At 49.6% G+C, this 24,839-nt stretch carries 24 protein-coding genes and 6 tRNA genes; 22 read left to right on the top strand and 8 right to left on the bottom strand.

Annotated features, from left to right (window positions below):
• Positions 1-3: 3 nt before the first annotated feature.
• The 6 genes from AYW79_RS05110 (at position 4) to AYW79_RS05135 (ending at position 539) form a co-directional block, all read left to right on the top strand.
• Positions 4-87: transfer RNA gene (locus AYW79_RS05110), tRNA-Tyr, on the top strand.
• A 7-nt stretch (positions 88-94) separates the two neighbouring features.
• A tRNA-Gln gene (locus AYW79_RS05115) sits at positions 95-169 on the top strand.
• A 7-nt stretch (positions 170-176) separates the two neighbouring features.
• Positions 177-252, top strand: a tRNA-Thr gene (locus AYW79_RS05120).
• Between the two features lie 8 nt (positions 253-260).
• Positions 261-336: transfer RNA gene (locus AYW79_RS05125), tRNA-Met, on the top strand.
• A 48-nt stretch (positions 337-384) separates the two neighbouring features.
• A tRNA-Phe gene (locus AYW79_RS05130) sits at positions 385-460 on the top strand.
• 4 nt (positions 461-464) lie between these two features.
• Positions 465-539 (top strand) — tRNA-Cys (locus tag AYW79_RS05135).
• Positions 540-599: 60 nt separating this feature from the next.
• On the opposite strand, the gene AYW79_RS15470 is transcribed toward AYW79_RS05135, so the two are convergent.
• The 4 genes from AYW79_RS15470 to AYW79_RS15475 are packed head-to-tail and all read right to left on the bottom strand — an operon-like array spanning position 600 to position 2,619.
• Positions 600-920, bottom strand: coding sequence for a hypothetical protein (locus AYW79_RS15470; protein ID WP_156481719.1), 321 nt, complete (start codon positions 918-920; stop codon positions 600-602).
• Complete coding sequence (locus tag AYW79_RS05140; RefSeq protein WP_067952459.1) at positions 874-1,854, bottom strand: hypothetical protein; 981 nt, start codon at positions 1,852-1,854, stop codon at positions 874-876. The genes AYW79_RS15470 and AYW79_RS05140 overlap by 47 nt, the downstream gene beginning before the upstream one ends.
• Positions 1,826-2,467 (bottom strand): cytochrome b N-terminal domain-containing protein, encoded by a 642-nt coding sequence (locus tag AYW79_RS05145; protein ID WP_067562590.1) that lies wholly within the window; start codon positions 2,465-2,467, stop codon positions 1,826-1,828. The genes AYW79_RS05140 and AYW79_RS05145 overlap by 29 nt, the downstream gene beginning before the upstream one ends.
• Positions 2,464-2,619, bottom strand: coding sequence for a hypothetical protein (locus AYW79_RS15475; RefSeq protein ID WP_156481720.1), 156 nt, complete (start codon positions 2,617-2,619; stop codon positions 2,464-2,466). The genes AYW79_RS05145 and AYW79_RS15475 overlap by 4 nt, the downstream gene beginning before the upstream one ends.
• A 277-nt stretch (positions 2,620-2,896) precedes the next feature.
• Between AYW79_RS15475 and AYW79_RS05150 the strand changes: the two genes are divergently transcribed.
• Positions 2,897-4,012: an S-layer homology domain-containing protein gene (locus AYW79_RS05150; RefSeq protein WP_067562594.1), complete on the top strand. Its 1,116-nt coding sequence runs from the start codon at positions 2,897-2,899 to the stop codon at positions 4,010-4,012.
• On the opposite strand, the gene AYW79_RS05155 is transcribed toward AYW79_RS05150, so the two are convergent.
• Entirely contained in the window at positions 3,992-5,173 is a 1,182-nt protein-coding gene (locus AYW79_RS05155) for an aminotransferase class I/II-fold pyridoxal phosphate-dependent enzyme (protein WP_067562597.1), read from the bottom strand. The genes AYW79_RS05150 and AYW79_RS05155 overlap by 21 nt on opposite strands.
• A 167-nt stretch (positions 5,174-5,340) precedes the next feature.
• Here AYW79_RS05155 and AYW79_RS05160 point away from each other — a divergent pair, with 167 nt between their 5' ends.
• The 14 genes from AYW79_RS05160 (at position 5,341) to AYW79_RS05225 (ending at position 20,280) form a co-directional block, all read left to right on the top strand.
• Positions 5,341-6,636 (top strand): BaiN/RdsA family NAD(P)/FAD-dependent oxidoreductase, encoded by a 1,296-nt coding sequence (locus AYW79_RS05160; protein ID WP_082806550.1) that lies wholly within the window; start codon positions 5,341-5,343, stop codon positions 6,634-6,636.
• Positions 6,636-7,004: a dihydroneopterin aldolase gene (folB, locus tag AYW79_RS05165; protein ID WP_067562601.1), complete on the top strand. Its 369-nt coding sequence runs from the start codon at positions 6,636-6,638 to the stop codon at positions 7,002-7,004. The genes AYW79_RS05160 and folB overlap by 1 nt, the downstream gene beginning before the upstream one ends.
• Positions 7,005-7,139: 135 nt before the next feature.
• Entirely contained in the window at positions 7,140-7,643 is a 504-nt protein-coding gene (locus tag AYW79_RS05170; RefSeq protein WP_067562604.1) for an acyl-CoA thioesterase, read from the top strand.
• A 14-nt stretch (positions 7,644-7,657) separates the two neighbouring features.
• On the top strand, positions 7,658-9,052 hold the full coding sequence (locus tag AYW79_RS05175) for a PASTA domain-containing protein (RefSeq protein ID WP_067562608.1): 1,395 nt from the start codon (positions 7,658-7,660) through the stop codon (positions 9,050-9,052).
• Positions 9,053-9,239: 187 nt separating this feature from the next.
• Positions 9,240-10,250, top strand: coding sequence for an asparaginase (locus AYW79_RS05180; RefSeq protein ID WP_067562611.1), 1,011 nt, complete (start codon positions 9,240-9,242; stop codon positions 10,248-10,250).
• The gene (locus tag AYW79_RS05185; protein ID WP_067562614.1) at positions 10,247-11,422 is read left to right on the top strand and encodes a thiolase family protein; all 1,176 of its coding nucleotides are present in this window, start codon (positions 10,247-10,249) and stop codon (positions 11,420-11,422) included. The genes AYW79_RS05180 and AYW79_RS05185 overlap by 4 nt, the downstream gene beginning before the upstream one ends.
• Positions 11,423-11,537: 115 nt before the next feature.
• Positions 11,538-13,811: a glucosaminidase domain-containing protein gene (locus AYW79_RS05190; protein WP_067562618.1), complete on the top strand. Its 2,274-nt coding sequence runs from the start codon at positions 11,538-11,540 to the stop codon at positions 13,809-13,811.
• 87 nt (positions 13,812-13,898) lie between these two features.
• Entirely contained in the window at positions 13,899-15,080 is a 1,182-nt protein-coding gene (locus tag AYW79_RS05195) for an O-antigen ligase family protein (protein WP_197460874.1), read from the top strand.
• Positions 15,067-16,710: a hypothetical protein gene (locus AYW79_RS05200; RefSeq protein WP_067562624.1), complete on the top strand. Its 1,644-nt coding sequence runs from the start codon at positions 15,067-15,069 to the stop codon at positions 16,708-16,710. The genes AYW79_RS05195 and AYW79_RS05200 overlap by 14 nt, the downstream gene beginning before the upstream one ends.
• Complete coding sequence (locus AYW79_RS05205) at positions 16,707-17,444, top strand: hypothetical protein (RefSeq protein WP_067562628.1); 738 nt, start codon at positions 16,707-16,709, stop codon at positions 17,442-17,444. The genes AYW79_RS05200 and AYW79_RS05205 overlap by 4 nt, the downstream gene beginning before the upstream one ends.
• Before the next feature lie 150 nt (positions 17,445-17,594).
• Complete coding sequence (gene rplS, locus AYW79_RS05210) at positions 17,595-17,939, top strand: 50S ribosomal protein L19 (protein ID WP_067562631.1); 345 nt, start codon at positions 17,595-17,597, stop codon at positions 17,937-17,939.
• 71 nt (positions 17,940-18,010) lie between these two features.
• Positions 18,011-18,901 (top strand): ribosome biogenesis GTPase YlqF, encoded by an 891-nt coding sequence (gene ylqF, locus AYW79_RS05215; protein WP_067562843.1) that lies wholly within the window; start codon positions 18,011-18,013, stop codon positions 18,899-18,901.
• Positions 18,898-19,932, top strand: a complete 1,035-nt coding sequence (locus tag AYW79_RS15810; RefSeq protein WP_079291311.1) for a ribonuclease HII — start codon at positions 18,898-18,900, stop codon at positions 19,930-19,932. Before ylqF ends, AYW79_RS15810 begins: the two co-directional genes overlap by 4 nt.
• Positions 19,933-19,998: 66 nt before the next feature.
• The gene (locus tag AYW79_RS05225) at positions 19,999-20,280 is read left to right on the top strand and encodes a YneF family protein (RefSeq protein WP_067952462.1); all 282 of its coding nucleotides are present in this window, start codon (positions 19,999-20,001) and stop codon (positions 20,278-20,280) included.
• 108 nt (positions 20,281-20,388) lie between these two features.
• On the opposite strand, the gene AYW79_RS05230 is transcribed toward AYW79_RS05225, so the two are convergent.
• From AYW79_RS05230 to AYW79_RS05240, 3 genes are all read right to left on the bottom strand, one after another.
• Entirely contained in the window at positions 20,389-21,279 is an 891-nt protein-coding gene (locus AYW79_RS05230; RefSeq protein ID WP_067562633.1) for a patatin-like phospholipase family protein, read from the bottom strand.
• Positions 21,280-21,358: 79 nt separating this feature from the next.
• Positions 21,359-22,918 carry a YifB family Mg chelatase-like AAA ATPase gene (locus AYW79_RS05235; RefSeq protein WP_067562635.1) on the bottom strand — a complete coding sequence of 520 codons (1,560 nt, stop codon included), beginning with the start codon at positions 22,916-22,918 and terminating at the stop codon, positions 21,359-21,361.
• A gap of 68 nt (positions 22,919-22,986) precedes the next feature.
• Positions 22,987-23,412 (bottom strand): hypothetical protein, encoded by a 426-nt coding sequence (locus tag AYW79_RS05240; protein WP_067562639.1) that lies wholly within the window; start codon positions 23,410-23,412, stop codon positions 22,987-22,989.
• A 190-nt stretch (positions 23,413-23,602) separates the two neighbouring features.
• On the opposite strand from AYW79_RS05240, the gene AYW79_RS05245 reads away from it, so the two are divergent.
• Positions 23,603-24,775 carry an MFS transporter gene (locus tag AYW79_RS05245; protein ID WP_156481721.1) on the top strand — a complete coding sequence of 391 codons (1,173 nt, stop codon included), beginning with the start codon at positions 23,603-23,605 and terminating at the stop codon, positions 24,773-24,775.
• The last annotated feature ends 64 nt before the right edge of the window (positions 24,776-24,839 follow it).

Consider the following 24,839-nt stretch of genomic DNA (forward strand, 5'->3'; position numbering starts at 1 on the left):
CATGGAGGGGTACCAAAGTGGCCAACTGGGGCGGACTGTAAATCCGTTGCGCAAGCTTCGTAGGTTCGAATCCTACCCCCTCCACCATACATTTTGGGGAGTCGCCAAGTGGTAAGGCAACGGACTTTGACTCCGTCACTCGTAGGTTCGATCCCTACCTCCCCAGCCAGAAGTTCGCTCCCATAGCTCAGTAGGTAGAGCGCATCCATGGTAAGGATGAGGTCACCAGTTCGAATCTGGTTGGGAGCTCCATATCCTATCGCGGGGTGGAGCAGTTGGCAGCTCGTCGGGCTCATAACCCGAAGGTCGCAGGTTCGAGTCCTGCCCCCGCAACCAACACCTTATAATGCGTGATTCCTTCGTTTGGTTTATAATACGACATAGGGCTCGGTAGCTCAGTCGGTAGAGCAGAGGACTGAAAATCCTCGTGTCGGCGGTTCGATTCCGTCCCGAGCCACCATTGTGGCGCCATAGCCAAGTGGTAAGGCCAAGGTCTGCAAAACCTTCACTCCCCGGTTCGAATCCGGGTGGCGCCTCCATTCACAGGTTGTTGTAAGAGTGGTCTCTCTACATACTGAGAGACCACTCTTTCTATGAATTCAAGGACGATTTTTTACAGGGTTTTCTTTTTTGGAGAGGGTACCCATTCGATTTAATTTTGGTTGTAAACTTTGATCTGATTTTTTTACGCGATGCCTCCACATTGATGCAGCGAGTGGACTAGCTGTTGCATACAGTGAAATGGATAATAAGGTTGCGCCAATGAATCCAGTCACCCAACCACCATCAATTACTGAATTATAAATCAACCCTGTCGCATAAACACCTACAATACAAAATACACCAACTACCCATCTTTTAGGAACCAAAACTTTATGTTGTTTCATGACTTTTTTCACGCCTTCCATTGCCATATTCACGATAGTACCTTCGCCAAATGAGCTTGTAAATTCCAATCCATCTAGGAATGGAACGCACCACTGGAATAAACGGTGTCAGCATTAGTAATACAGTAACAATTCCCACCGTTAATACAACCAACAAATCTGCGGAGGATGATGTTGAAAATGGGGGGATCTGATACAGTAGTGTGTAGTACCATAGCCAAACTGCACCTGGATAGTTTCCGGTCTCCTTAATAATTCCCCACTGATTACCCGTCATATCGAGTTGGTTTGCGTATTGTTCATCGGGAGTTGCTTGAAACAACAACAGGGACTTGGTTCTGTTCATCGCAGGCATGGGTCCCGTAGCGCCGTCGATTGCAGATTCAAGTAATCCTGTTCGTGCTAGCGCAAGGTACGCATTGATCAGTTGTGGCACCGGTCCGTAATCCGTTGTCATATTTCCTGGCAGGATGAGTTTGCCATTTGTAATTTTCGCCTTGTTTAAAGCGTTGCTTACTGTGTCTGCCCAGTGGATCTGCGTTGAACGTGTCGCATGGTTCCACGCGGTTAGAGGAGCCTCTAAGGATGGTGCGATTGGAAGAAATCGGGTCAGTGGACCAATGACATTGTCTTGCGCTGAGTTCACGGGTATTTGTACCCCTGCCCATGACTCTGGTGAGATCGGCCCTAGATGTTGCGCTGCATTAGGCGTATGGTTATAGGGTGGGCCATATGTAGAAATTGCATCTTGCAAAGAAAGATCATCGAGAGCGGTTTGTATGAGAAGTTTGGGATCTTGTTGTACCACTTGCTTTGCAGTTAATGCAGGTACATCTGGTGTAGAAAATATTCCTGCAAGGACAAGTACGATAACACCGATCACACTTAACGCAACGAGCATTTCTTTGATCAGGTCGTATGGCACTTGGGGATATTGGCTATTGGTGTTTGTCCACGTTCTGCGCAATCGACTCATCTCCTTCAAGCGGATGTGAAAATGGTTCCACGACACCGTGCATTCGGACGAGCATTAAATGAACAATTAGCAGAACAATAATCGCCATGGGTAATACAAAAATATGAAGACCATACATTTGACCAAAATTTAGAATGTTGAAGAATCCGTCAATTCCTGTGGCATTCATCGCGTCTTTTCCTTGTACACCGATCCATTGTGCATCAAAGTTGGTCTGTGATAGATAGCCTGTCAATGCGGCGACAATGGAAACAAGAAACAATAACCATCCGCCAATCCACGTCCAGTGGCGGCCACCGCGCCATGCCGCCATCAAAAACTGTGCCCATAGGTGTAGAATCATGAAAAAAAAGAATGCCTGCACGGACCAGAAGTGCATACTGTTAAAGAAGTGACCAACGGTTGAAACATGCCACCAATCAGGTCCGAAGACCGCCAGTATCGTGCCTGTAACGATAAGCCATACCAATGCAGCAACCGTTAAAATTCCGAATAGATACACATACGAATCAACATATGCAGGCATTGTATCCGGTAAAAGATTTTCCATAGGTAAAACATCTTGGATCCACAAACGGATCGTTTTTGTCAGATTTGTTTTCATTTATTGTCCTCCCTTGGAAACGGAAGTACCAATGCCAATGCAAAAACAATCACCATCAGCGCTACAACAATCATGTCTGCGACAGAGAGATTTAACCACTGATATTGCCATGCCCAGCCAGCATGTATTGGCGGTTGTAATTGACCGTTCATCTGTTAATCCCCTTTTCATTTCTAAATTTAATGTACCTCAGCGATTATTTTTTAAACAGAAACAAATCCTTCAATTGATGAAGACGAACGATTCGATCGCAATTCGTAGAATCATGCTGATTCGAGATAATCCAATTCGTTGATTTTTGAAAATGTCACCTTTTTCCGAAGATAGACATAGTATATCAAAAATGCTGAGTCTTGCGGACAAGCGTGATTTTCAATAAATGGCTATGCATTTTGAAGTAGAACGAGCCATAGCGAAAGGGAGTCTACGATGTCAGTTTATCGCGGCAAACATATGTGGATATGGGAAGTGGCAAGTACGCTCAGCGGAGATGTTCAATCCATCATTTCTTTGGGACAACGTCTCGGCATTGATGGTTTTCTCGTGAAGAGCCATGATGGAACCACCGTTTTGTCACAATTTTCGAAGGTTGTTAAACCACTTCAACAGGCAGGATTTATGGTTGGTGCATGGGGTTTTGTCTACGGCAGTCAACCGACAGCGGAAGCACAAGCCGCACAGCAGGGAATTGATGCGGGGGCAGACTGGTATGTGATTGATGCAGAGACGGCGTATGATGGAAAGGCGCCGGAGGCAACAGTATTTGGACATGCGCTACGCACAAAAAACCCTCATCTCGTGATCGGATACGCACCTTTTGCGTTCCCAAGTCTTCATCCGCAATTCCCATACACAGCGTTTAGCGCATTTTGTGACGTATGTCTCCCGCAAATTTATTGGGCGGAATTTGGTCAGACAGTTACAAGTGCATTCGATCAATCAATCGCTGAATTAAAGCCGCTGGGTCACCCGATTGCCCCGATTGGTCAGTCTTTCGCAGCGGCAACAGCCGCAGAGATAGAACAGTTTGCCGTATTAGCCCATCAGGCTTTATGTCCCGGGATCAGTTACTATGACCTGCAATCGGCAAGCAGTGTGCAACTTCAGGCCATCAAAAATGTAACTGTGTATCCCGCGCCGTCGTATGCACACGCGTCTGCGACCTCAGGATCAACGCCTGCGACCTCAGGATCAACGTCTGCGACCTCAGGATCAACGCCTGCGACCTCAGGATCAACGTCTGCGACCTCAGGATCAACGTCGACGCCAACTTCAGCGGCTGGGTCGTCATCCGCATCGACAACGCCAAGCGTTACACCATCACCATCGGCGGTGACGCGCTCACTGCCTGTCACTCCGTCTGACGTTTCAACGTCAGACTGGTTTTATGCGGCTGTTACAGATCTTCTCAAGCTGGGAATCGTGACTGCGTATCAAGATGGGTTGTTTAAGCCAAACGAAACGATCACCCGCGCACAAGCTGCGGATTGGATTAATCGCCTGCGAATCTATCTTGAAAAGGCATCAGGTTTGCCGATTGCGTAAACGATCGATTTTTTTCGCGATTTGTGATGCGATGTCGCTAAGTTCATCCTTTGAAGTCACCATTGCAAAACGTACGTAACCCTCACCAGAAGGACCAAAACCAACACCTGGGACGCTGACGACACCGGTTTCTTCTAGCAGTCGACGAGCAAATGTTCGTGAATCTTGTCCGAACGTATGCGCGAATACGAACATTGTGCCTTCAGGTATACGGATGTCCCATCCAGCAGCATGCAGAGGCGCGAGAAATTGATCGCGCCTCTCTTTATACATGGCGCGTAGCGATCGATGATGTCCGCGATCATTATCGAGGGTAGCCATCGCGGCTTTTTGGATAGGCATAAAAATTCCGTAATCCACCTGTGATTTTACAATTCGAAGTGCCTCAAGCATATCCTGTTGGCCAACGGCGAACGCGACGCGAGCACCTGCAAAATTGAATGTCTTTGAAAGCGAGTGCAGTTCAATTCCTAGTTCCTTAGCACCTGGAACGGAAAGAAACGATGGGGTTTGGTGTTCATCAAACTGCAACTCGATATACGTTGCGTCATGGATGATTGCGATCTCGTGAAGACGCGCGAAATGGATGGCTTCTTCAAAAACGCGTCGTGATCCGACAGCCGTTGTCGGATTTCCCGGGAAGTTTAAAATCATGAGTTTTGCACGTTCAGCGATGGTCGACGGAATCATTGACCAATCAGGGAGAAAATCATGCTCCCCCCGCAGCGGATAAAAATAAGGTGTTGCGCCGGCGAGATGCACGGCGACCTCGTAGATTGGATATCCAGGATCAGGAATCAAAACAATATCGCCGGGATCGACCAGTGCGAGCGTGATGTGGGAGAGACCGTCTTGTGCGCCGATGAGCGGAAGCACTTCACATTCAGGATCAACCTGTACGCCGTATTGAGCGGCCATGAAGCGAGAGATGCATGCTCGGAAATCTGTCAATCCTTCTGTTCGTTGGTAAGAAAATGAAGAGGGGTCTAGTAAGGCTTCTCGCAATACGTCAATGCTGTGCAGTGGCGGTGGAAGATCGGGGGAACCGATGCCTAAGGGAAAAACGGGCAATCCATCCTGTTTTCGCTTTTCTGTGAGATTGGATAATTCATAGAAAACAGCGGATGAAAATAAGTTGAGCCGTTTCGATCTCAGATTCACGAGAAGTGCCTCCTATCCTATTTTTAGATCTTAACGCAATGCTCACAACGTTGCAAAATGCGTATGCGGCTGAGAATGCAGGAGGGGTGTGGGGCAATCGATCACTTGCATGGAATTAGGCCATCGTATAGGCTTAAGAAAAGGTTGAAACACAGGGGAGTCAAGAATTGATACAAACGGATATCATCGTGATTGGTGGCGGCCCAGCGGGTCTCATGGCGGCCATTGCCGCCGCCCAATCGGGGGCGAACGTGACGATGCTAGAAAAAGGTGATCGTCTTGGACGCAAATTGCTGATCTCAGGCGGCGGGCGCTGTAACGTGACAAACGCTAAAGGGACAGAGCATATTCTTCACAACATACCAGGGAATGGCCGTTTTTTACACAGTGTATTCTCGCAGTGGTCGAGCTATGAGATCATTCATTTTTTTGAATCGCGGGGCGTCAAACTAAAAGAAGAGGATCGGGGGCGTCTTTTCCCTGTCACCGATCGCGCGCAAACGGTTCTTGACGCGGTATTGCGTGAATTGGAGCGTCAGGATGTGAAGATCCGCTATGCGTCTCACGTCAGTCATATCCTCGGTGAGGGTGGCGGTGTCGCGGGTGTTCTTTTACAAACTGGAGAGCGCGTAAAAGCGCGGGCAATCGTTCTTGCAACAGGTGGCTGTAGCGCTCCGCTCACAGGCTCTACAGGGGATGGGTATGTGATGGCGGAAGAGCATGGTCATACGATTGTGGCGCCTTATCCCACATCGGTCGCACTCGTATCACACGATGTGCTCATTCAAGAAAAAAGATTGCAGGGGCTTTCTTTAAAAAGTGTGAAGGCAACACTTTTTGATGAGCGAGGCAAACGCGTTATTCAAGAAGAAGGAGATTTACTTTTTACGCACTTTGGTTTGTCTGGTCCGCTCGCGCTGAGATTAAGTCACAGTGTCGTGACGCGACAAATGAAAACAGGTAAACAGCCATTAATGGTACAATTAGATCTGTTGCCAGGATTTACAAAGGAAGCTTTTATGCAAATGCTTGATGAGAACCGTGATGCGCATTCAAAAAAATCGGTGCGCAGCATGCTGAGGGAGATTGTGCCTGAACGTTTGGCAGATGTTGTCTTTGAACGCTGTGGATTCAAAGCTTCGGTCACACTTCGCGAACTTTTGTCAAAGAATGGAGAAGAAATTGTCGATCAGTTGAAGCGATTTGAAGTAGTGGTCCATGATACACTTGGGTTGGCAAAATCGACAGTGACAGGCGGTGGAATACGTCTTTCAGAAGTCGATCCGCGCACACTGCAATCTAAACAAATACGCGGACTATTTTTTGCTGGTGAAATTCTCGATGTGCATGCCCATACAGGAGGGTATAATATTACTGTAGCTTTTACGACGGGACATGTCGCAGGAACGCATGCGGCGAGTTTCGCTCTTCAGCAAGATGCGGATAGGGGAGTACATTCCTGATGGATTGCATCGTTATGGACGATCTAGCGTTTTATGGTCGTCACGGCGTGTATGGAGAAGAGACGACACTTGGTCAACGATTCGTTGTTACTTTGCGTTTATATGGAGATTTTCAAGAGGCTGCCACGTTTGACGACGTGACAGCAACCGTTGACTACGGAAAAGTATATGAGGTCGTAAAACTCATTGTCGAAGGTTCTCCTGTAAAACTTGTCGAAACCGTTGCGCAACGTATCGCGCAGGCGATCTTAGAATCGTTTTCGCGAATTCTAACCGTTACCGTTCGAGTCGAAAAACCGGGGGCGCCCATTCAAGGTGTTTTTGGAACCGTCGGAGTTGAGATGACGCGTTCTCAGAATGAATCATGAGGGAGGCATCTATTATGCAGCGCGCAATGTGGATTGTTATGGGCGTTCTCGCCGTCATCGTCGCCTATTTTACCTTTACTTCACCTCAATGGACGACCATTTCTTTGGTCCATCCGTTCTTTGTATAAGATGAGTATGGAAGCGAAACCTGTCTCTGCTTCACGCACAACGATGTCCGATCTCGTGTTGCCTCCAGACACAAATAATCACGGAACGATTTTTGGTGGACGCGTGATGGCGTATGTTGATAAACTTGCGAGTATCACTGCCATGCGTCACGCGCGAATGCCTGTTGTCACGGCGTCGAGTGACAGTCTCGATTTTCTTGCACCGATTCGTGTGGGAGAAGCGATTATCTTAGAGGCGTTTGTCACATGTACATACAAGACGTCCATGGAGATTTTCTGTAAGATTGAATCTGAAAATCTACTCACTGGGGAACGCCGCCTTACAGGAGCGTCGTATCTCACGTTTGTTGGTCTGGGCCCAGACGGGAAACCAGCGACAGTTCCTCCTGTTTATCCGGAAACCGATGAAGAAAAACGGCACTATGAAACAGCTCCAGAGCGTCGCGCACATCGTATCGAGCGCCGTCTCGCGAAACGCGAAGTTCTTGAAGTGAGTCATCCTGCCCAGTAGGAGTTGAGACACACATGCACTGGACCGAGCGCTACAATGCGTCGTCCCTTGAATTGGGCGAAGATGGTTGGCGCATGGGTGTCGCGCAAGATGTGCGACTGAATCGCAGTGTTTTTCTGGCAGTTCGCAAGGTTCATCGCGATGAACGTTCAATTATCGAACAATGGCTTGCAACCCGCTCAGCCTTTTCTCACGAGTACGTCGCAGACGTATTAGACTGTGTATTTTCAGAAGATGAACTCGCGTGTGTCTTTCTGATGCCGTCGACGTTTGCCAAAGCAGAATCGTTTACACCGAAAGAACGCCTTTTGACGCGTTGTCTAAGTGTCATTGAGGGGGCAGAGTCTCTCTGGCGGGCAGGCTTGCCAGTGACGATTCGCAATGCCCAAGTCCTTTGGGACCAACATGTCGGTCCACAAATGCTTGCGCTGCTACCTACGCATCTTCCAACACTAAAAGAGCGTGTTCGCTCGGTTCGCGTGTATTTGTCGCATCTGTTGCGACTGCACGGAGCCGCCTGTGGAATGACGGCGGAATCGATCGAAAGGTTTGAACACTCTTCGATTCAGGAAGATGAGACGTTAAGCGATTTGAAAACTTCGCTTTTTGACTTGTTCCAGGTTGACCCGCTACAAACTCTACGTAGTGCGTTGAACCCATCGGAGGATACGCTCTCGCGCAATGCCGATATGCAATTTCAGGATACGATTGAAGTCCCCATCATTGTTCAACGCATGATGGAGGCTGATGCAGAGAAAAAAGCGCGTGAACATCGGGATCGCGCAATCGCAGCGCAGACGGAGTCAATGAATGAGTCAACGGTTGAGCGAACGCTGCCGTTTGCCGCAAAGAGAAAGCTATTGCGTGTCGGATTTATCGTCTTCGTTTTGGCAGTTCTTGTTTTGAGTACAGGGATTTGGATCTCGCAAAATCTCGGACAACAATCCGCTGTAAACCAAACGAGCACAGGGACAATTTCGCATGCTTTGAAACCCCAGTCACCGCATGCGCTTCACATGCCTGATCTTAAAAACGCGACACTGCATCAGGCGATGGCTCGATTGCAAGCGCTCGGCATCCCTGCATCGCATATCCATGTGCTCTCTCAAGCAGGACCTTCTCAACGCGTGGTGAACACGACTCCACAAGCGGGGCAGTCGCTCGTCAAAACGACGCCTGTCACACTTTATGTAGGGATCGCGCAAGGACAAATTCTTGTCCCATCGCTCCTTGGAATGAGTTATGCGCAAGCCGTTTCTGTGCTCTCGGCGCGCCACATTCACTATTCCTATACATTGCAAGGGCAGTCGAAGATCGCGTCGAGTGTCGTTCTCTCCCAGCATCCAATGCCGCACGGTGCAATGCAGTCGAGTGCGTCGCTCACGTTTACACTCGGCACAAAGCCATAAATTTGTCGATTGCGTAAAGACAAACCTATCGCGCATGACGTGATTCAGCAAATGAAACGGCGTCAATCCTTCCGACGTGTTGCGGGATGATTGGCGCCTTTTTCAATTTATCGGGCGTTCACCTTCTGCGCGGAAGGTGATAGAGTAAGAGGAAGATGGTGCGTTCTATTCACGAGGAGGATATGAGTTGAGTCACGGCGTAGAGTTAGTACATGTAACGCGAGGAAAGTCTACGGAGTCAATCCACATGGGGCATGTGGCGATTGTTTCAGCGGACGGTCGACTGCTTTGTGGGTGGGGGGATCCGCACGTTAACGTATTTGCGCGATCTTCAATGAAACCGTTTCAAGCGCTTGGTCTCGTCATGTCAGGCGCGCTTGAAAAGTATGGATTTACGGAGCAAGAGTTAGCGCTCGCTTGCGCGTCACACAGTGGAGAAGAGCGACATGTCGCATTGGCGTGGTCGATGCTGCAAAAATCGGGGACGAGTGAAGAAGAACTACAGTGTGGGGCGCATCTCCCTTATGATGAACACGCGTCGCGCGAGCTGTTGAGATTAGGAATCGCCACGCGTCAGCTTCACAACAATTGCTCGGGCAAGCACGCAGGAATGATTGCGGCAGCCAAAGCACGCGCAGAGTCTACCGACGATTATCTGGATAAAAACCATCCATTACAACGCTTTATTTTGAATGCGATTGCTGAAATTGGCGAGGTGGACATTCAGCGGATCGAAGTAGAAACAGATGGGTGTGGAGCGCCTGTGTTTGGTGTACCTCTAAAAACGCTTGCGCTGCTCTTCGCGCGCCTTGCCAATCCGGAATTTGCCCCTCAGATTTATCGTGATCCGCTCGCGAAAATTGCCCAGGCGATGAATCACTACCCAGAAATGGTCGGAGGAACAGCGCGCTTTGATACGGCACTTATGAACGCCTTTAAAGAGCGGATTGTCGGCAAAGAAGGTGCTGAAGGGGTGCACGGTTTAGGCGTCATGAAAGAGGGGTTAGGCATTGCAGTAAAGATTGCAGACGGTTCCAAACGGGCGATCTACCCAACCGTGCTGCGGGCGCTTGAGCTTCAGGGGATTCAGGCGACAGATCGCGATGCATTAGCGTCGTTTGCAAAAGGAACAGTGAAAAATGTCGCACAGCGGACAGTCGGTGAAATTTACGCGGTCTACGGGGAGGACTCGAATTGAAACATGTCTATGTGTTAGGTGGGGCGAGAACGCCTTTTGGCTCGTTTGGTGGCGCGCTAAAAGATGTTTCTGCAGAAGAGCTCGCGGTAGTCGCTTCCGTTGAGGCGATGAGGCGAAGCGGTATTGAACCGTCTCACATCGACCAAGTTGTTCTTGGGAACGTCGTTCAATCATCCGCTAATGCAGCGTACATGTCGCGGCATGTTGCGCTTCGCTCAGGGATTCCGCAAACTTCGACTGCGCTCACGCTCAATCGGCTTTGTGGATCAGGTCTGCAGGCTGTCGTGAGTGCCGTCGAGTCGTTGATGCTTGATCACGGAGAAATGGCGCTCGTCGGGGGAACGGAGAGTATGAGTCAGATCCCCTACGCGATGCATGGTGCGCGGTTTGGCGCTGGTATCGGAAAGCCAGAACTGACAGATATGCTGTGGGCTACGCTGAAAGATGAATACGTAGGATGCGGAATGGGAGAGACGGCGGAGAATCTTGCGGTTGACTATGAAATTACGAGAGAAGCGCAGGATGCGTTTGCCCTACGCTCGCACGCGCGCGCTGCCGCATCTCGTCACATGTTTGCAAAGGAGATTATCCCGGTGAGTGTCAAGGGGCGGAAGGGGATGACGCTCGTCACACAGGATGAGCATATTCGTGAAGAGACCTCCCTTGAGAGACTTAGTGCATTAAAACCTGCATTTCGCACGAATGGATCGGTGACTGCCGGAAATTCAAGCGGAATAAACGACGGCGCGGCCATGCTCGTACTCGCAGGAGAAGAGGGGGTTGCGCGGGAAAAAGTGCAACCGCTCGCCCGCATCATCAGTTTTGGCATCGCTGGTGTCGATCCATCGCGCATGGGAATTGGTCCCGTCCCCGCGTTGACGCAGGCGCTCCATCGGGCGAACCTTGATTTGAGCGAGATGGATTTGATCGAGGTCAATGAGGCGTTTGCATCGCAAGTACTCGCGGTGCAAAAGACATTGGGTATTCGCGATGATCAGTTGAATCCGCTAGGCGGTGCAATCGCTCTTGGCCATCCGGTCGGGGCGAGTGGTGCTCGCCTACTTCTCTCAGCCATCCTTCAGCTTCATGAGAGACAAGGGCGCTTTGCAGCTGTATCTTTATGCATCGGAGGCGGACAGGGAATCGCGATGATTGTCGAACGCGTGTCCTGATCCACAGTTTTCCCAAAAATATGATGGAAATCTCTCTTTTTCTTGCAAAAGATGTCGTTTTTCGTTGACAGAGTTTACGGCTCCTCTCCATAATAACGTTGGAGGGGAGCCTCATTTGTCTCGATATCGTTTGAACGTTCTATTACCTTGGGCTGTAACGATCACGCTCAGCACGTCGATGAGTGCACACGCCATGTCGATGGGCACAACGCATTCTTCTGGATCTGAATACGCGCAAACTGCAACGCGCGCTGTACGCACGATGACCCTTCCTGGCCGATACCGCGTCGTTGTCGACACTGGCCACGGCTTGCGCACGGTTCTCACGACGAATGTGTTGTCGGCAGCCATGAAGCAGGAAATGCATCTTCGCGACAGCACCGTGTTCGATTTGTCGACAGGTCGTATTGTTCAGTCGAACGTTGTGAATCCATACCGCATTCAATCGTCTGCCACATTCGCTTCGGCAAATTCACTGCCGTCACCATCGACTTTTAAAACCCTGGATCAAGCGATTGCCGCGGCGACATCACTGCAGGAAGTCTATGTCATCAATCGCGAAACAGGTTCCATCGTCTATAGCAAGATGGATAATTACGAGGTGTCCTTAGGGACAGGCCTTGCTCCTTATCAGTCGCTTCAGGATGCGCTTGCAGCCGTACGCCGCGCGCCTCAAGGTTCGGTCTATTCGACCATCACGCACCAGGCGCTTTTTACCGCGCGCTACGATGTCTATGTCAACAACCAGTTTGTCGACGCGTACCAAACACTGCAACACGCGATCCAGTCTACCTCCGCGACGCCAAACAGTGAGATCAAGTCCGTTTCGACGAATCAAGATGTGTGGGATAATATTCTGCGCTATAACGTCTATCAAAACGGTGTGCTTGTCAAACAGTTTTCGACAGAACAAGAAGCGCTCGCGTATGTAAAAGGGTTAACGGATGTGAGTGTTTCATCGATCGCGACAGGTACCGTTGTGTTTTCAAACGTTCCGGCTTATGCGGTTGAGGTGGGTTCGAGCACGGTCGGTTCGTATACCACAGAATCCGCTGCGATCGCAGACGCGAAAACGTTGCCAAATTCCGTGGTCATTCAACTCTCTACGAATCAAATCGTCTGGTCAAACGCTGGGGCGTTTGGGGTCTACCGCTATCTCCAATTGGTTCGCTCATTCCAATCCGAACAGACCGCGATCGCCTATGCAAAAACACTCGATCACGTACAGGTTATCGAAACGGCGACGCACCAAGTTGACTATTCAAATTACCCGACCAGCGTGTCATCACCCTATGGTGATACGTTCACGAATGTGAACGGCATGGTTGTTGATCACTGGGGGCCAGAGATTACGACGCTCGCGCCGGCGCCTGCGTTCATGCAGTCAGGTGTCACGTATGTCTCCAATGATTACGATCACTGGTATGCAAAAACGGCAAGCGGTGTGACGTATGTAGGACAGTGGCAAAACCCTTACCAAACGATGAATTTGGAAACGTCTTCGACCCTCACGGCACAAGAGATTAACGCCTTTTTTGCCGCGCACGCGGCATCGAACAGCGTCTTGCAAAATTCCGGCGCCTACTTTATTGAGGCGGAACAAGCGTATGGTGTAAACGCGCAATATCTTGTAGCGCATGCTATTATTGAGTCTGCATGGGGTACGTCCTATTTTGCCCGTGCGCGAAACAATCTGTTTGGCTATGAGGCGTACACCTCCAATCCAAACGCGGCGGCAACGTTCCGCTCTGTGGAGTACGATATCAATTTTCAAGCGTGGTTTGTTCGCAATCTCTATTTAAATCCTGCCGGTTCGTTTTTTAACGGTCCTAATTTGAATGGGATGAATGTCGATTATGCGACCGATCCATATTGGGCAAACAGCATCGCGCGCGTGATGTCAATGATTGCTTCGTATTCGCAAACGACTGGATCGCAGCCTCTGATGCCCGTGCAGAGCACGCGCCCGTTTTTTGCCTATCCGAATGGTGCGCGCGGCTATACAAGTGTCATTATGAACGTTTATCAGGCGCCAAACGACACTGGAATGGTGCAGCCTTTGCTTGGGGTCATACCCAAAGGTTCTTACTTTAATGTCTATGGCGACTCACCTGGATGGGACAAGGTGGCCTTGCCTAGTGGACAAACAGGGTTTGTCGATTGGAATCAAGTCAGCCTGCAAAACGTCGTGGAGGTAAATGGTCTCAGTGAAGGTGGAGTTCTCGATGTGCACCAGTCGAACTCACTTTCATCTCCCGTGATTGACACGGTGACAAATGGCCAATATCTTGTCTTATTGGCGCCGAGTGCTGGAGGTTTTTCAGAGATTATCGATGGCCAGGAGAAAAAAGGGTATGTCAACTCCCAGTACATCGTTACGATTCATTGATGGTGCACGGTTTGTTTTGCAGATTTTGTGTGGGGTGAGAAGATGGATTTAAGCGCGCTGCGGGAACCTAGGCGCTGGATGATATATATGCTCGGATCTTTCCCGCTTGTCGATTACTTTTTGCATATTTACCCTTGGGGCATTATTGGGGGTAGCTGGGACAAGATTGTGCTTTTGTTTCTCGCGTTTTACGCATTGCGAAAATACATGGCAGAAGGCAAGCCTTCGCTTTACCCCACGCATCGCTATCTCGTGTTCATGGTTGTACTCGGGCTCGTTTACGTCTTGATGGACGTCGACTACATCGTCGTCGCACTCGCGGGATACCGTGTTGACTTCTGGTACATGCTGTACGCTCTTTTACTGCCGTTTGTGGTGGAAAAAGAGGATGTGATTCCGCTCTTGCGAACGATCGCTTTCACAGGGTTTCTCATGTCACTGCATGGCGTCTATCAATACATCATCAGGGCGCCGATTCCTCCTCAGTGGGTGGATATCACACAACATGTGAGAACGCGCGTGTATTCACTTTTTGGCAGCCCCAACATTTTTGGTGACTACGCAGCGTTTGTCACGCCGATCTCAGCCGCGATTGCGTTGTATGAAAAAGAACGCGCGCAAAGGCTCTTTTATGGATTCGGGGCATTGCTATCGGCTGCTACGCTGGTTTTCACAGACACGCGCGCAGCTTGGCTATCCTTTTTCATCGGAGCTTTAGTTTTCACGTGGCTACTCGATCGTAGGATGGCGATTATTACCTTCGCGGTCGCAGTTCTCGCGGCACTTTTTGTCCCACCGATTCACGCGCGACTCGGCGAATTTTTCACACCTGTCTATTGGTCAAAAACGTTTGCCAACGGGCGAATCTCGGAAGCTGAACGAGCGTTTGATCAAATGCGCGCCAATCCGCTTTTTGGCGCCGGGTTGGGACGCTACGGAGGCGCGATTGCGTCGCGCTACTTTGGCGTGATTTACGTGGATAATTATTACGCGAAAACGCTCGCGGAGATTGGTCTGCTTGGATTATTCACCTTTGTTGCGCTTATTTTTGTGTATCTCCGCGATGTGTTTCGCGTGGTGAAACGCACTGTCAATCGACGGAAGCGAATTCTGTTTATCGGCGCCTATGTTGGGATTGTGATTGTCGCGATCAACAATCTTTTTGAGAACGTATTTGAGGTCCCCGACATGAATGCGCTGTTCTGGTTGACGGGCTCCCTGCTTTTGATCTATGCGGCAAAAGGGGGGCTACAGGATGAAGAATCGTAAGATCCGGCGCATCGGCATCGGCCTTGGGATCGTGCTATACAGCATTTGGGCCACCCTCTTTTATCAATTGACGTTTACAGGATGGACGCTTGAGTATTCATACTATGGCGTTGCAATGGTGGTCGGACTCTCGCTGCTATTTATGTACGCATTCCCAAAGCGAGATCGCCGCGTCGTGGTTCGCTTCACGCTTTATGCGGTAATCCTTAGCTTGGGTATCGCAAACTTCGCCCCCGCCGCCGGGATGTGGCGCATTATCGATACGATCGTTTTTATAATCCTGGCGATTGGGTTGGGACGCTGGCTCGTTCCTGTGCGGATGGGCTGGCAGTTGTTGACGCTCGTATCGCTGCTTTTGTTTGAGATGTGGATTCCGCTCAGTGACGTCAATCTGCTGACAGCGTTTAACGTGAACTATGTGGGACATCTATCGAGTCAGGATGCACAGGTACCGAGCATCCCAGTGACCGTGATTCCAAATTCCCGGGGTTTGCAGACCATGATTACGATACGGGGTCATCGTCCCGTCCCGCACGAGGCGCAGACGCTGATTGACGCGATGGCGACGAGTGGCAATCCGACACTGACCAAAGACGCGATCATTCAACTGCAACATTCGTATGATTTGATCTCCATTAAACCCGGGAAGGTTTTCTTTCACACTAGCCTTGCAACGCCACAACAACTGGCGAGAACCAGTGTCGATTCTTTGGCGATGATTGACTTTCCCTTCTCGCAACCACATTTTCTTTCTGTGGAAGGCAATGTTCGAATGTATGTCACGCTTGCAAAGGATCCAGGCTACTATACGTCAATGCTTTTGAATCCTGGAACGTTGTCGACTGCAGTGGGGCAAATGGCGCTGCAAACAGCGGCCACAACGCAAGAAGAGTGGAAAGCGATAGGTGGCAATACGCAAAATAGCGTGCAAGGTTTGTCACTTCAGAATGGCTACCTGAGCGGGTCTTATCAGGGGCATCCGATTCATGTTAAGACGGTTGGCGTTACGATTCTTGGAATTAAACCGCTCTTGCCAAGCCATATCTCTACGGAACCGCAAGCGGTGGTAGAGGGTGACAATGTCATTCAAGTGATTTCCCTTGGGGCAAGACCGCACGTGATTGCTACGTTAAACGGATCGTATCTGCATCCACTGACGACTGACCTTGTGTTTGCAGACGTCACAGGTAATGGATCAGACGCAATGCTGATCAATACAGTACCTGCGCAAATTGTTCAATTGACGCCGAGTGGCACTTGGAAAACTCTGTGGGTAAGCGGACGCAGCACATTTCGTTTTGAAGCGGTCTTACCGCGTGCAGGGGGTGACCTAATCATCGCGAATTCGCCGAGTTTGATCAGTCAAAATCCCATTCGCTATCTCGGCGGCTATGTCTATCAAAATGGAACGCTGAATACGGTGTTTCGCTCATACCACGGCAATCTTGTCGATCTGCATGTCGTGCATATCTTGAACGGTTCGCCACAGATCTTGACGTCCGTTTATGCGCATCAAGAGATCATTTTGTTGTCTCAGTCTAAGATTCCGTGGTACCCGGTCGTACTCGTGGTTTATGGCTTCGTCGTTCTCGCTGGTTTGGTGCGGCGTACGCGGGGGGTGAAGGCGTGAAGCGATCCTTATCGATCGGTTTAGTCAGTCTTTTTGCAATGGCGCTTATCAGTGGATGCGGACTGACGTCAACGCCGACGGCACTGACTAGTCAAATCGTCGCCCGAACGGTTGACCCGAATGGATTATCCCAAGTAGAATCAGCGTTACTCGGTGTTTCAAACGATCACTCATATCAAGTCAAGGCGGGAATGACAGTCGCGGCAGGTCACTATCTGAGGCGAATCAGCTACTACGGTTATGTCTCCTTGCCTGGATTTGTGAGCATGGATGAGACGATTGGCGGCGTTGACTATCAGATCTACCAAATGAACAACTTCGCGTATGCGAAGACGGGTGGAAAATGGTCACCAATTCAGCCGATTACCGATTTGACGCCGTGGACTTCTATGCTCGCACTGTTGCATTCGCATCCACCACGCGTTGTTTATACATTGCCACAGCAAACGCTCGTCTCGTGGCCGTGTTATGTGTACCAATTCCGGGCGAATGATTTAAACACTTCATTGACTAAGCTTGGCGCAAAAGGGAAGCTCATTGCGCACCAGGCGCTGTATACGGTCTATGTCGATGTGAAGGATGGTAAACTTCGACAAATTCAGGTGCAGTCTACGGTTGGTGTACCTGGATTGGGAACTGCGTCACTCGAAAGCACTGAGCTGCTGTTCAACTACAACAAGATTGTGCCGATGTCCGCTCCGAGTGATTTGATGACACAGATCGAGCTACCATAAGAACGATATCGGATACGCGATTCGGTTTTTCAGATTGCTTTTCTTTTATGGACCATCTGTGGTATACTACCAGACGGTATCAAGGTGGTCCGCTGCTTCGATTTCATGTGAATGTAGAGGCATGAACGCCTGGCGGGAGGAGGTTGGTTTATGAACCAGTTGTTGCGAGAAATCGTTGCTGAGCAGTTGCGCAGTGACTTTCCAAAGTTTCGCCCTGGGGATACGGTGCGTGTGCATGTTAAAGTGCGCGAGGGCACGCGTGAACGAATTCAGGTGTTTGAAGGCGTTGTGATTCGCCGTCGCGGCACATCTGTGAGTGAGACATTCACAGTACGCAAAGTATCGTATGGTGTGGGTGTTGAGCGAACATTCCCACTGCACACACCAAAGATTGACAAGCTTGAAGTGATGCGCCGTGGTAAAGTTCGCCGCGCAAAACTTTACTATCTCCGTAATTTGCGAGGTAAGAAAGCGCGTATTAAAGAACGCATCTAGCTTGCGAGGAGAAGGAGGCTTGGATTATCCAAGTCTCTTTTCTTTTATTCCGGATGGGAAAGAGAATGAATGTGAGCATTCAATGGTTTCCCGGCCATATGGCCAAAGCAAAGCGAGAAATTCAAGCGAATTTATCCCTTGTCGACGTGGTAATCGAACTGCGTGACGCGCGATTGCCAGAATCGAGCGGCAATCCTCTTCTGTCTGAGTTGCTCCAGCAAAAGATACGCGTTTTAGCGTTGACGAAGGCCGATTTGGCGGATCCTTCCGAGACACAACGCTTCTGCTCATACTATAAGTCTGTCGGCATGGGCGTGGATGCAGTGATCCCTGTGAACATACGCAAAAATGTTGGGTTAAAATCTTTGAAATTGGCGTGTGAGCAGGCGATGGAGAGTAAGTTTGAACGCATGGCAAAACGAGGGATTCGCAAACGCGCAGTACGCGCGATGGTTGTGGGCATTCCCAATGTGGGAAAATCTTCGTTGATCAATGCGATGGCTGGCCGAAGTGTTGCAAAGACTGGAGATCGTCCCGGAGTAACGCAATCCCAACAGTGGATTAAACTTGCTGGATCGATTGAGTTGCTTGATACGCCAGGGCTTCTTTGGCCGAAATTTGAGGATCGGGATGCAGCGCTGCGCCTGGCGTGGTCGGGTGCGATAAAATCCAGTCTGCTTCGACCTGTCGAGCTTGCACTGGCACTTCTCACTTTCATGAATGAACACTACCCAATTGCTCTAGAATCACGCTATGGTGTAAAACCGTTTGCGTCTGTGAATGATGAACAGGTGCTTGGTGTTTTAGAACAAATTGGCATGCGTCGGGGCGCGCTGCGCAGCGGTGGCCAGGTTGACGATGAACTTGCGGCACAAATGCTCTTGCGCGATTACCAGACGGGGCTTCTTGGACCGATGACGCTTGAGAAGGCGCCGAGTGTTGAGGGGCAGATGCTTGAGTGAAACCCACAAAAAAAGACGCTGCCTATGCAGCGTATCGATTCGACCAAATGCTGCGGTGTGACTACCCGCAATTGGCTGGCATCGATGAGGCTGGACGCGGTCCGCTTGCGGGGCCAGTTGTGGCGGCAGTCGTCCTTTTGCCTCCGGATCGATCCGACGATTTGTATTATGACTCAAAGGTCCTCACTGAGCGTGAGCGGGAAGTCGCATTCGCGTCGATTATGACACATGCGCTTGATGTGCAGGTTGGCATAATTGATTCTAACGCGATTGACCATTACAATATCTTACAGGCTACGTTTCAGGCAGCTCGTGTCGCGGTGAATCAACTGCGGCATGTGCCTGATCTCTACTTAATTGACGGTATGCACGTACCTGAATTGGATGCGCCTCAGCGAAAGTTGATCAAAGGGGACGCAACGAGCCAATCCATTGCTGCCGCTTCAATTGTTGCAAAGGTGACACGAGATCACCTGATGATTGAACTTGACCAGCAGTACCCAGAGTATGGCTTTGCTAAACACAAAGGATATGGTACGGCGCTACACTTAGAGCGACTCTCGATGTACGGACCGTGCGCTGCGCATCGCAAGACGTTTGCACCCGTTCGTGAACGCTTACAAGTTCGTGAACCCGTAAATGATCGTCGAGTGAGCGTATCAGATGAAGCAAGAGCGATTCAAGGCGCTAGTTCAGAATCGTATGCGCGCGAGTATCTTGAACAGCAGGGATGGAAATTACTCGCGCAAAATTGGCGATGTTCACTAGGCGAACTCGATTTGATCTTTGAGTCTTTCAATGAGATTATCTGCGTTGAGGTGCGCTCAAAGAAAGCGGCTTCTCTCAACGATGCGCTACGCCTTGCGGGAGAGTCGATTTCGCGAGTGAAGAAGAATAAGGTTCGCCAATTGGCAGAGATTTTTGCCAGGAGCAATCACGTGGATCCGCGTCGTATGCGGTGTGATGTCGTACTTGTAGGAATTTCTGAGAATGGAGAATGGGAAATTTCCCATATTCCGTCTGTGCTGTGACGAATGAACGTCGCAATCACGTCGTAATTAAAATATAGACAGAATAAGATCAGGGGTGGATAGACTGTGGTTATTACCATTATTGTGGGTATTGTGGCTCTTTTATTGGGCCTTATCGGCGGCTTCTTCTTAGGAGCGTGGGCCTTGAGACGCAGTATGGCAAATGCCGATTTAGGTGATCAGGAGATCATCGATATGGCTAAAAAAATGGGGAGAAATCTCAACCCGCGTCAAGTTCAAATGATTCGTCAACAGATGAAAAAGGCAGGCAATAATCCTCCTCCGCTTTTGGGCAAAAGAGCGAGTGACAAAGGCAAGGGGAAGGTTTCTGCAATGAAGAAAAAATGACACAGGTTCAGTGTTAGGAACTTGTGCGATGGTAATGCGTATTGAGCGATCGCGATGAGCAAAACAATTTAAAACAGTGGAACGCCTGTCATCTGCGTAATTTCGATGCTAAAGGCGTTCTTTTCTTTGTTTTTCGTCCAGGATTCGCAAGATGGTATCCATTCGCTCTTTTGTATAGGCGTAACCGGCTTCTGCAACGGCTGTCAGTCGATCAAATTGAAGTGCCCCGATCGGTCCGACGGGAGGTGTTAAAAAAATGTCTGCTGTTCTTGATGAGAGCGCAGCGTGGCGAGCCAATCCGATATTGACCATCTGTTGGAATAGATGGCGAGGGCGAAGTGACAAGCGAGAAGGCAGTCGCAAAAACGGTGTAATCGTGTCGGACGCGATGACAAAGTCTGCACCTAGCGCGCGTGCAGGTTCTACGGGACAATTGTCAATGAGCCCCCCATCTGCGAGAATGCGTTGGTTGAACATGACAGGTTGAAACACGAGTGGAATACTAATGCTGGCGCGTATTGCCCGCGCAAGCGTAATGTCCTCTTCGGTGTCCCACAATGCGATCGCTCGCTCATTGAGCGCTTGAATGGAAGGGGACGGACAAGGACGAGAGGAAAAGACAATCTCTCGACCATTCTGCATGTCAGTGGCGACAATCGCGAGTGGCTTTTTTACATCACGAAGTGCGATCCCTTTTGTTTTTTCAAAAATGAAATGCTCTAAGCGATCACCGCGTAATAACCCCCCTTTACGCTCTCGCTTAGTCCAGAATGTCAAAAGACTTGTATCAGGATCAAGGTATCTACGATTAAGTGTCGGCAGTGTACTTAACATATCTTCAATCGAGTTGTCAGCAGCGTAGAGGCCAGCCACCATTGCGCCACTGCTTGTTCCGCTAACGATTTCCGGGTGGATACCGCCTTCAGTCAACGCTTGTAAAACGCCGATGTGCGCACCTCCTGACGCGCCTCCACCAGCAAAGGTGAGTCCCACCAGCACATGCATTCCATCCTTTCGTTCATTTTCTTAAGGAAGTATATCAATGGAGCGTGATTTCTACCGCAAATCGGAAAAGATGTCACACCTCAACAGGAGTATTTTCAACCCGATGCAGAGCGCGCATGAGAACAGCCTCTGCAAGATCCGAAGAAATTATTTCGATGCGGTTGTCGAGATAGGCAATGGTTTGTGCCACACGCAAAATTCGCTTTGCGCTGCGCATGTTAAGGTGCAACTGATTGGCTAGGCGAGAGAATAATTCTTGCGTTGCGGGCGCTAGAGATGAGAGAGTGAAGGAATCCGCACGATTTTCGACAAGTTGTTCGTGATGTGCTTTTAATTTACGCGCGTGAATGACCTGTTCCCGCGCGATTCCAGATGTTAAGATCATATCACATGATGATGGTGATTGATTTTCGGAGAGACTGACTGTATACTCGCTTTCCATCCAGACGCTCATATCAAATCGATCGAGTAGTGGACCTGAAAGTTTTGCTTGATACCGTCGAATGGAATTCGTGTCACATCTGCAAGCATGTGCGGTTGAGCCCGCATAGCCGCACGGACATGGATTCATCGCTGCGATTAAAAGAAATTGGCTCGGAAATGTGCAAGAAAGCGAAGAGCGCGCGATCGTAATGGAACCGGCTTCAAGAGGTTGACGCAAACCCTCTAGGGCTTGACGAGTAAACTCGGGTAACTCGTCCAAGAAGAGGACGCCGTGGTGCGCCAGGCTCACTTCGCCAGGCCGGGGTTGTGCTCCGCCTCCCAGCAACCCTTGCGTGGATACGGTGTGATGTGGTGAGCGAAATGGTCGCAAATCATGGTCTTGCATAGGTATTCCAGCGACGCTGTAGATTTGGCGAAGAGAGCTCAGTTCGAGCTGCGTAAGTGGGGGGAGTAACGTTTTTAGCCGTTCTGCGAGCATGCTTTTTCCCGATCCGGGAGGCCCGCACAACAAAATAGGGTGATTTCCTGCGGCTGCGATCAAGAGTGCCCGTTTAGCGACGCGCTGTCCAATCAGATCTGATAAGTCAAGCGATTGATGTTTGATGTGATGCTTGAGAGAAGTTTGCGCAATAATCGAAGCGGCTGTCCCAGCGTGATGAGTTGTGTGTTTGCTTATGTCCCCATCGCGGAGCCAACCTATGACATTAGCTAAATTGTTAAAGGTCAACAGCGTTTTTTGCTCTGAACACAAAGGGCGGATTTCATCGGATGAAGGCGAGATGACCACCGATTGAAGCGATTGATCAAGCGCGAATTCAGCCGCTGTGTACAGCCCGCGAAAACCTCGTAAACTGCCATCGAGCGCCAATTCGCCCAATGCGATATGGTGGGATGGGAGTGGTGTGATTTGTTGGGTTGCTGAGAGAATGGTCAATGCGATCGCTAAATCAAGCCCAGTCCCATTTTTTCTCCAATCAGAAGGTGATAAGCTGATCACAATGCGACCTTTAGGCCATTGATATCCCGAATTGATCAGCGCGGATCGGACGCGCTCTTTGGCTTCGCGAATGGATGACGCAGGTAGTCCCACAAGTTCAAACGTAGGCAATCCGTTTTGGACATCACCTTCAACACCAACCATAAAGCCATTCAGACCGTTCAAGGCGACGCTATACACGACGGTGTACACAAAATAAACCCCCGTTTCTCTCTAAGCATATGAGAAGAGAACGAGGTTGACCATGCCGTATAGCAGAATTACTGCTGATTTTGAAAATCTCTCGTTTGGTTAAGGTGAAGTGCGTGGATATCACAGAGTGTTTTTCGCACCTCGTCGATCCAGGCCACATCACCGAGTTCTTGCGCCACATTCCACACATCGAGCAAATGATCGATTTGCGCTTCCGTGACATAAGGTTTGGACGATGGATCAGGACCCGGGTACATCGCCAAAATAGCATCAATCTGCCCACTCGCGAGAATGTCGAAAAGGCTTGCGCGCTTTAGGCCATCTGTCTCACAGTGATGGGTATAGAGTGTAACTTCCGTAAAAATTTGCGGTGCCACGCGCATGGTGTGACAGGTGTGGCAGAAAAGGAATGGAACATCTGTGAGCAGTACACCGCCTTCGGAGTATAAGGGCGCTAAACGAGCAGTCATGGTGGTACCACAGCAGAAGTCCATTTCAATTCCCCCTTGTATAATTGTATTATAACAGAGCTGTTGTTTCTTGCAATACCGATACAGCATTTTCACACTTCTTCCACCTGTTGTCCATAAGGTTATAAACCAGTAAAATGATACGAAAAAAGGGGATTAATCGTCAGTGTTAACGCGTGAATCTTTAAGCCGATTACTCCACTTGCCGAGAGATATGAAGATTTTTCTTTGGACAGACGCTTGCTTTGGATTGTCGATAGGAATCTCGAATACGCTATTAAATCTCCATCTCAACGCGCTCGGATACGGCGCGACCATGCTCTCCCTGGTCAATGATGTGGTGCCTATGGTGGCGCTTATCCTCTCCGTACCGCTTGGACATCTGGCGGATCGCTATGGACGAAGCAAGACGCTGTGGCTCGGGACTCTGCTCATGGCACTTGGGGCGGTGCTCGTCCCCTTGTTTTTGACGAGACTGGGAATTCTATTTGGAGAGGTCGTATTTGCAGTCGGCCAGGCGATGATTATGTCTACTGAATTCGCCGTCGTCGCGCAGTACATGCCAGCCAATGACCGCCATTTTAGCATTTCACTCGTTTACGCAAACTTTACATTGATGATCGGAATAGGGGCGCTGCTCGGTGGTTTTTTGCCAGCGCATCTGCCGCTTTTTCACACCCTATACGGCTCAACGCTCTTGCTTGGAGGACTGATTTTTCTTATCGCCCCAGTCGGGCGGTTATTTCTTACACCCGTTCCGTCGATGCACAAGCAAGGTGAGAAACCGGCAGCTCTCTTTGAGCGACCGAATCGTCAGATTCTTACGTTCTCGATTTTTTCCTTTATTTCGGGACTTGCTTATGGTTTTGTCGGGCCGTATTTGAATCTGATCATTAAAAATCAATTTCACATGTCGGTGTCGCTGATTGGTCTTTTGCTCGCGCTTAATCAATGCGCGCTTTTCATCGGATCCGTAAGTACCTCGTGGCTCGTCGAGCGATTTGCTTTACAACGCACGATTGCCTTTTTGCTGATAATCGTTTCACTATCCTACGCAAGTCTTGGCTTTGGAGCTTCGTTTTTACTATTTATTGTGCTTTTACTTATTCAATCAATGAGCAGTATGGCCTTTTTTCCACTGCTCGACAGTACAGCAATCGATGTCGTTCGCGACGCGTTACGCGCAAAAATGCAATCGTATCGAGCGCTTTTTCGCGGTGTTGGGAATGTGATTTCCGTTTATACCGGAGGGCTATGTTTGGCGCACCATGCATATGGGCTCGCTTTTTTATTGACGGGTTTCATCTATGGGGGAATGCTCATCTACTATCTTCGCTTCATTCGTTCACAGATTGGAAACACATCCAGTGAAACGCTTGGCGCCTAGTGGGTGTAACGCAGAAAGAAAGGAATTTACGTCATCAACGTGTTCCTGATCCTTGAAATTTGTA

This window comes from Ferroacidibacillus organovorans (genome assembly GCF_001642725.1).
GTDB classification, from domain to species: Bacteria; Bacillota; Bacilli; order Alicyclobacillales; family SLC66; genus Ferroacidibacillus; species Ferroacidibacillus organovorans.

What these genes read in the sequence shown, in the direction of transcription:
- AYW79_RS05145 (WP_067562590.1), bottom strand. Translation starts at nt 2,467, where the DNA reads ATGAAAACAAATCTGACAAAAACGATCCGTTTGTGGATCCAAGATGTT.
- AYW79_RS15475 (WP_156481720.1), bottom strand. Translation starts at nt 2,619, where the DNA reads ATGAACGGTCAATTACAACCGCCAATACATGCTGGCTGGGCATGGCAA.
- AYW79_RS05245 (WP_156481721.1), top strand. Translation starts at nt 23,603, where the DNA reads ATGAAGATTTTTCTTTGGACAGACGCTTGCTTTGGATTGTCGATAGGA.
- folB (WP_067562601.1), top strand. Translation starts at nt 6,636, where the DNA reads ATGGATTGCATCGTTATGGACGATCTAGCGTTTTATGGTCGTCACGGC.
- AYW79_RS05175 (WP_067562608.1), top strand. Translation starts at nt 7,658, where the DNA reads ATGCACTGGACCGAGCGCTACAATGCGTCGTCCCTTGAATTGGGCGAA.
- AYW79_RS05150 (WP_067562594.1), top strand. Translation starts at nt 2,897, where the DNA reads ATGTCAGTTTATCGCGGCAAACATATGTGGATATGGGAAGTGGCAAGT.
- AYW79_RS05200 (WP_067562624.1), top strand. Translation starts at nt 15,067, where the DNA reads ATGAAGAATCGTAAGATCCGGCGCATCGGCATCGGCCTTGGGATCGTG.
- rplS (WP_067562631.1), top strand. Translation starts at nt 17,595, where the DNA reads ATGAACCAGTTGTTGCGAGAAATCGTTGCTGAGCAGTTGCGCAGTGAC.
- AYW79_RS05195 (WP_197460874.1), top strand. Translation starts at nt 13,899, where the DNA reads ATGCTCGGATCTTTCCCGCTTGTCGATTACTTTTTGCATATTTACCCT.
- AYW79_RS05170 (WP_067562604.1), top strand. Translation starts at nt 7,140, where the DNA reads ATGGAAGCGAAACCTGTCTCTGCTTCACGCACAACGATGTCCGATCTC.
- AYW79_RS05240 (WP_067562639.1), bottom strand. Translation starts at nt 23,412, where the DNA reads ATGGACTTCTGCTGTGGTACCACCATGACTGCTCGTTTAGCGCCCTTA.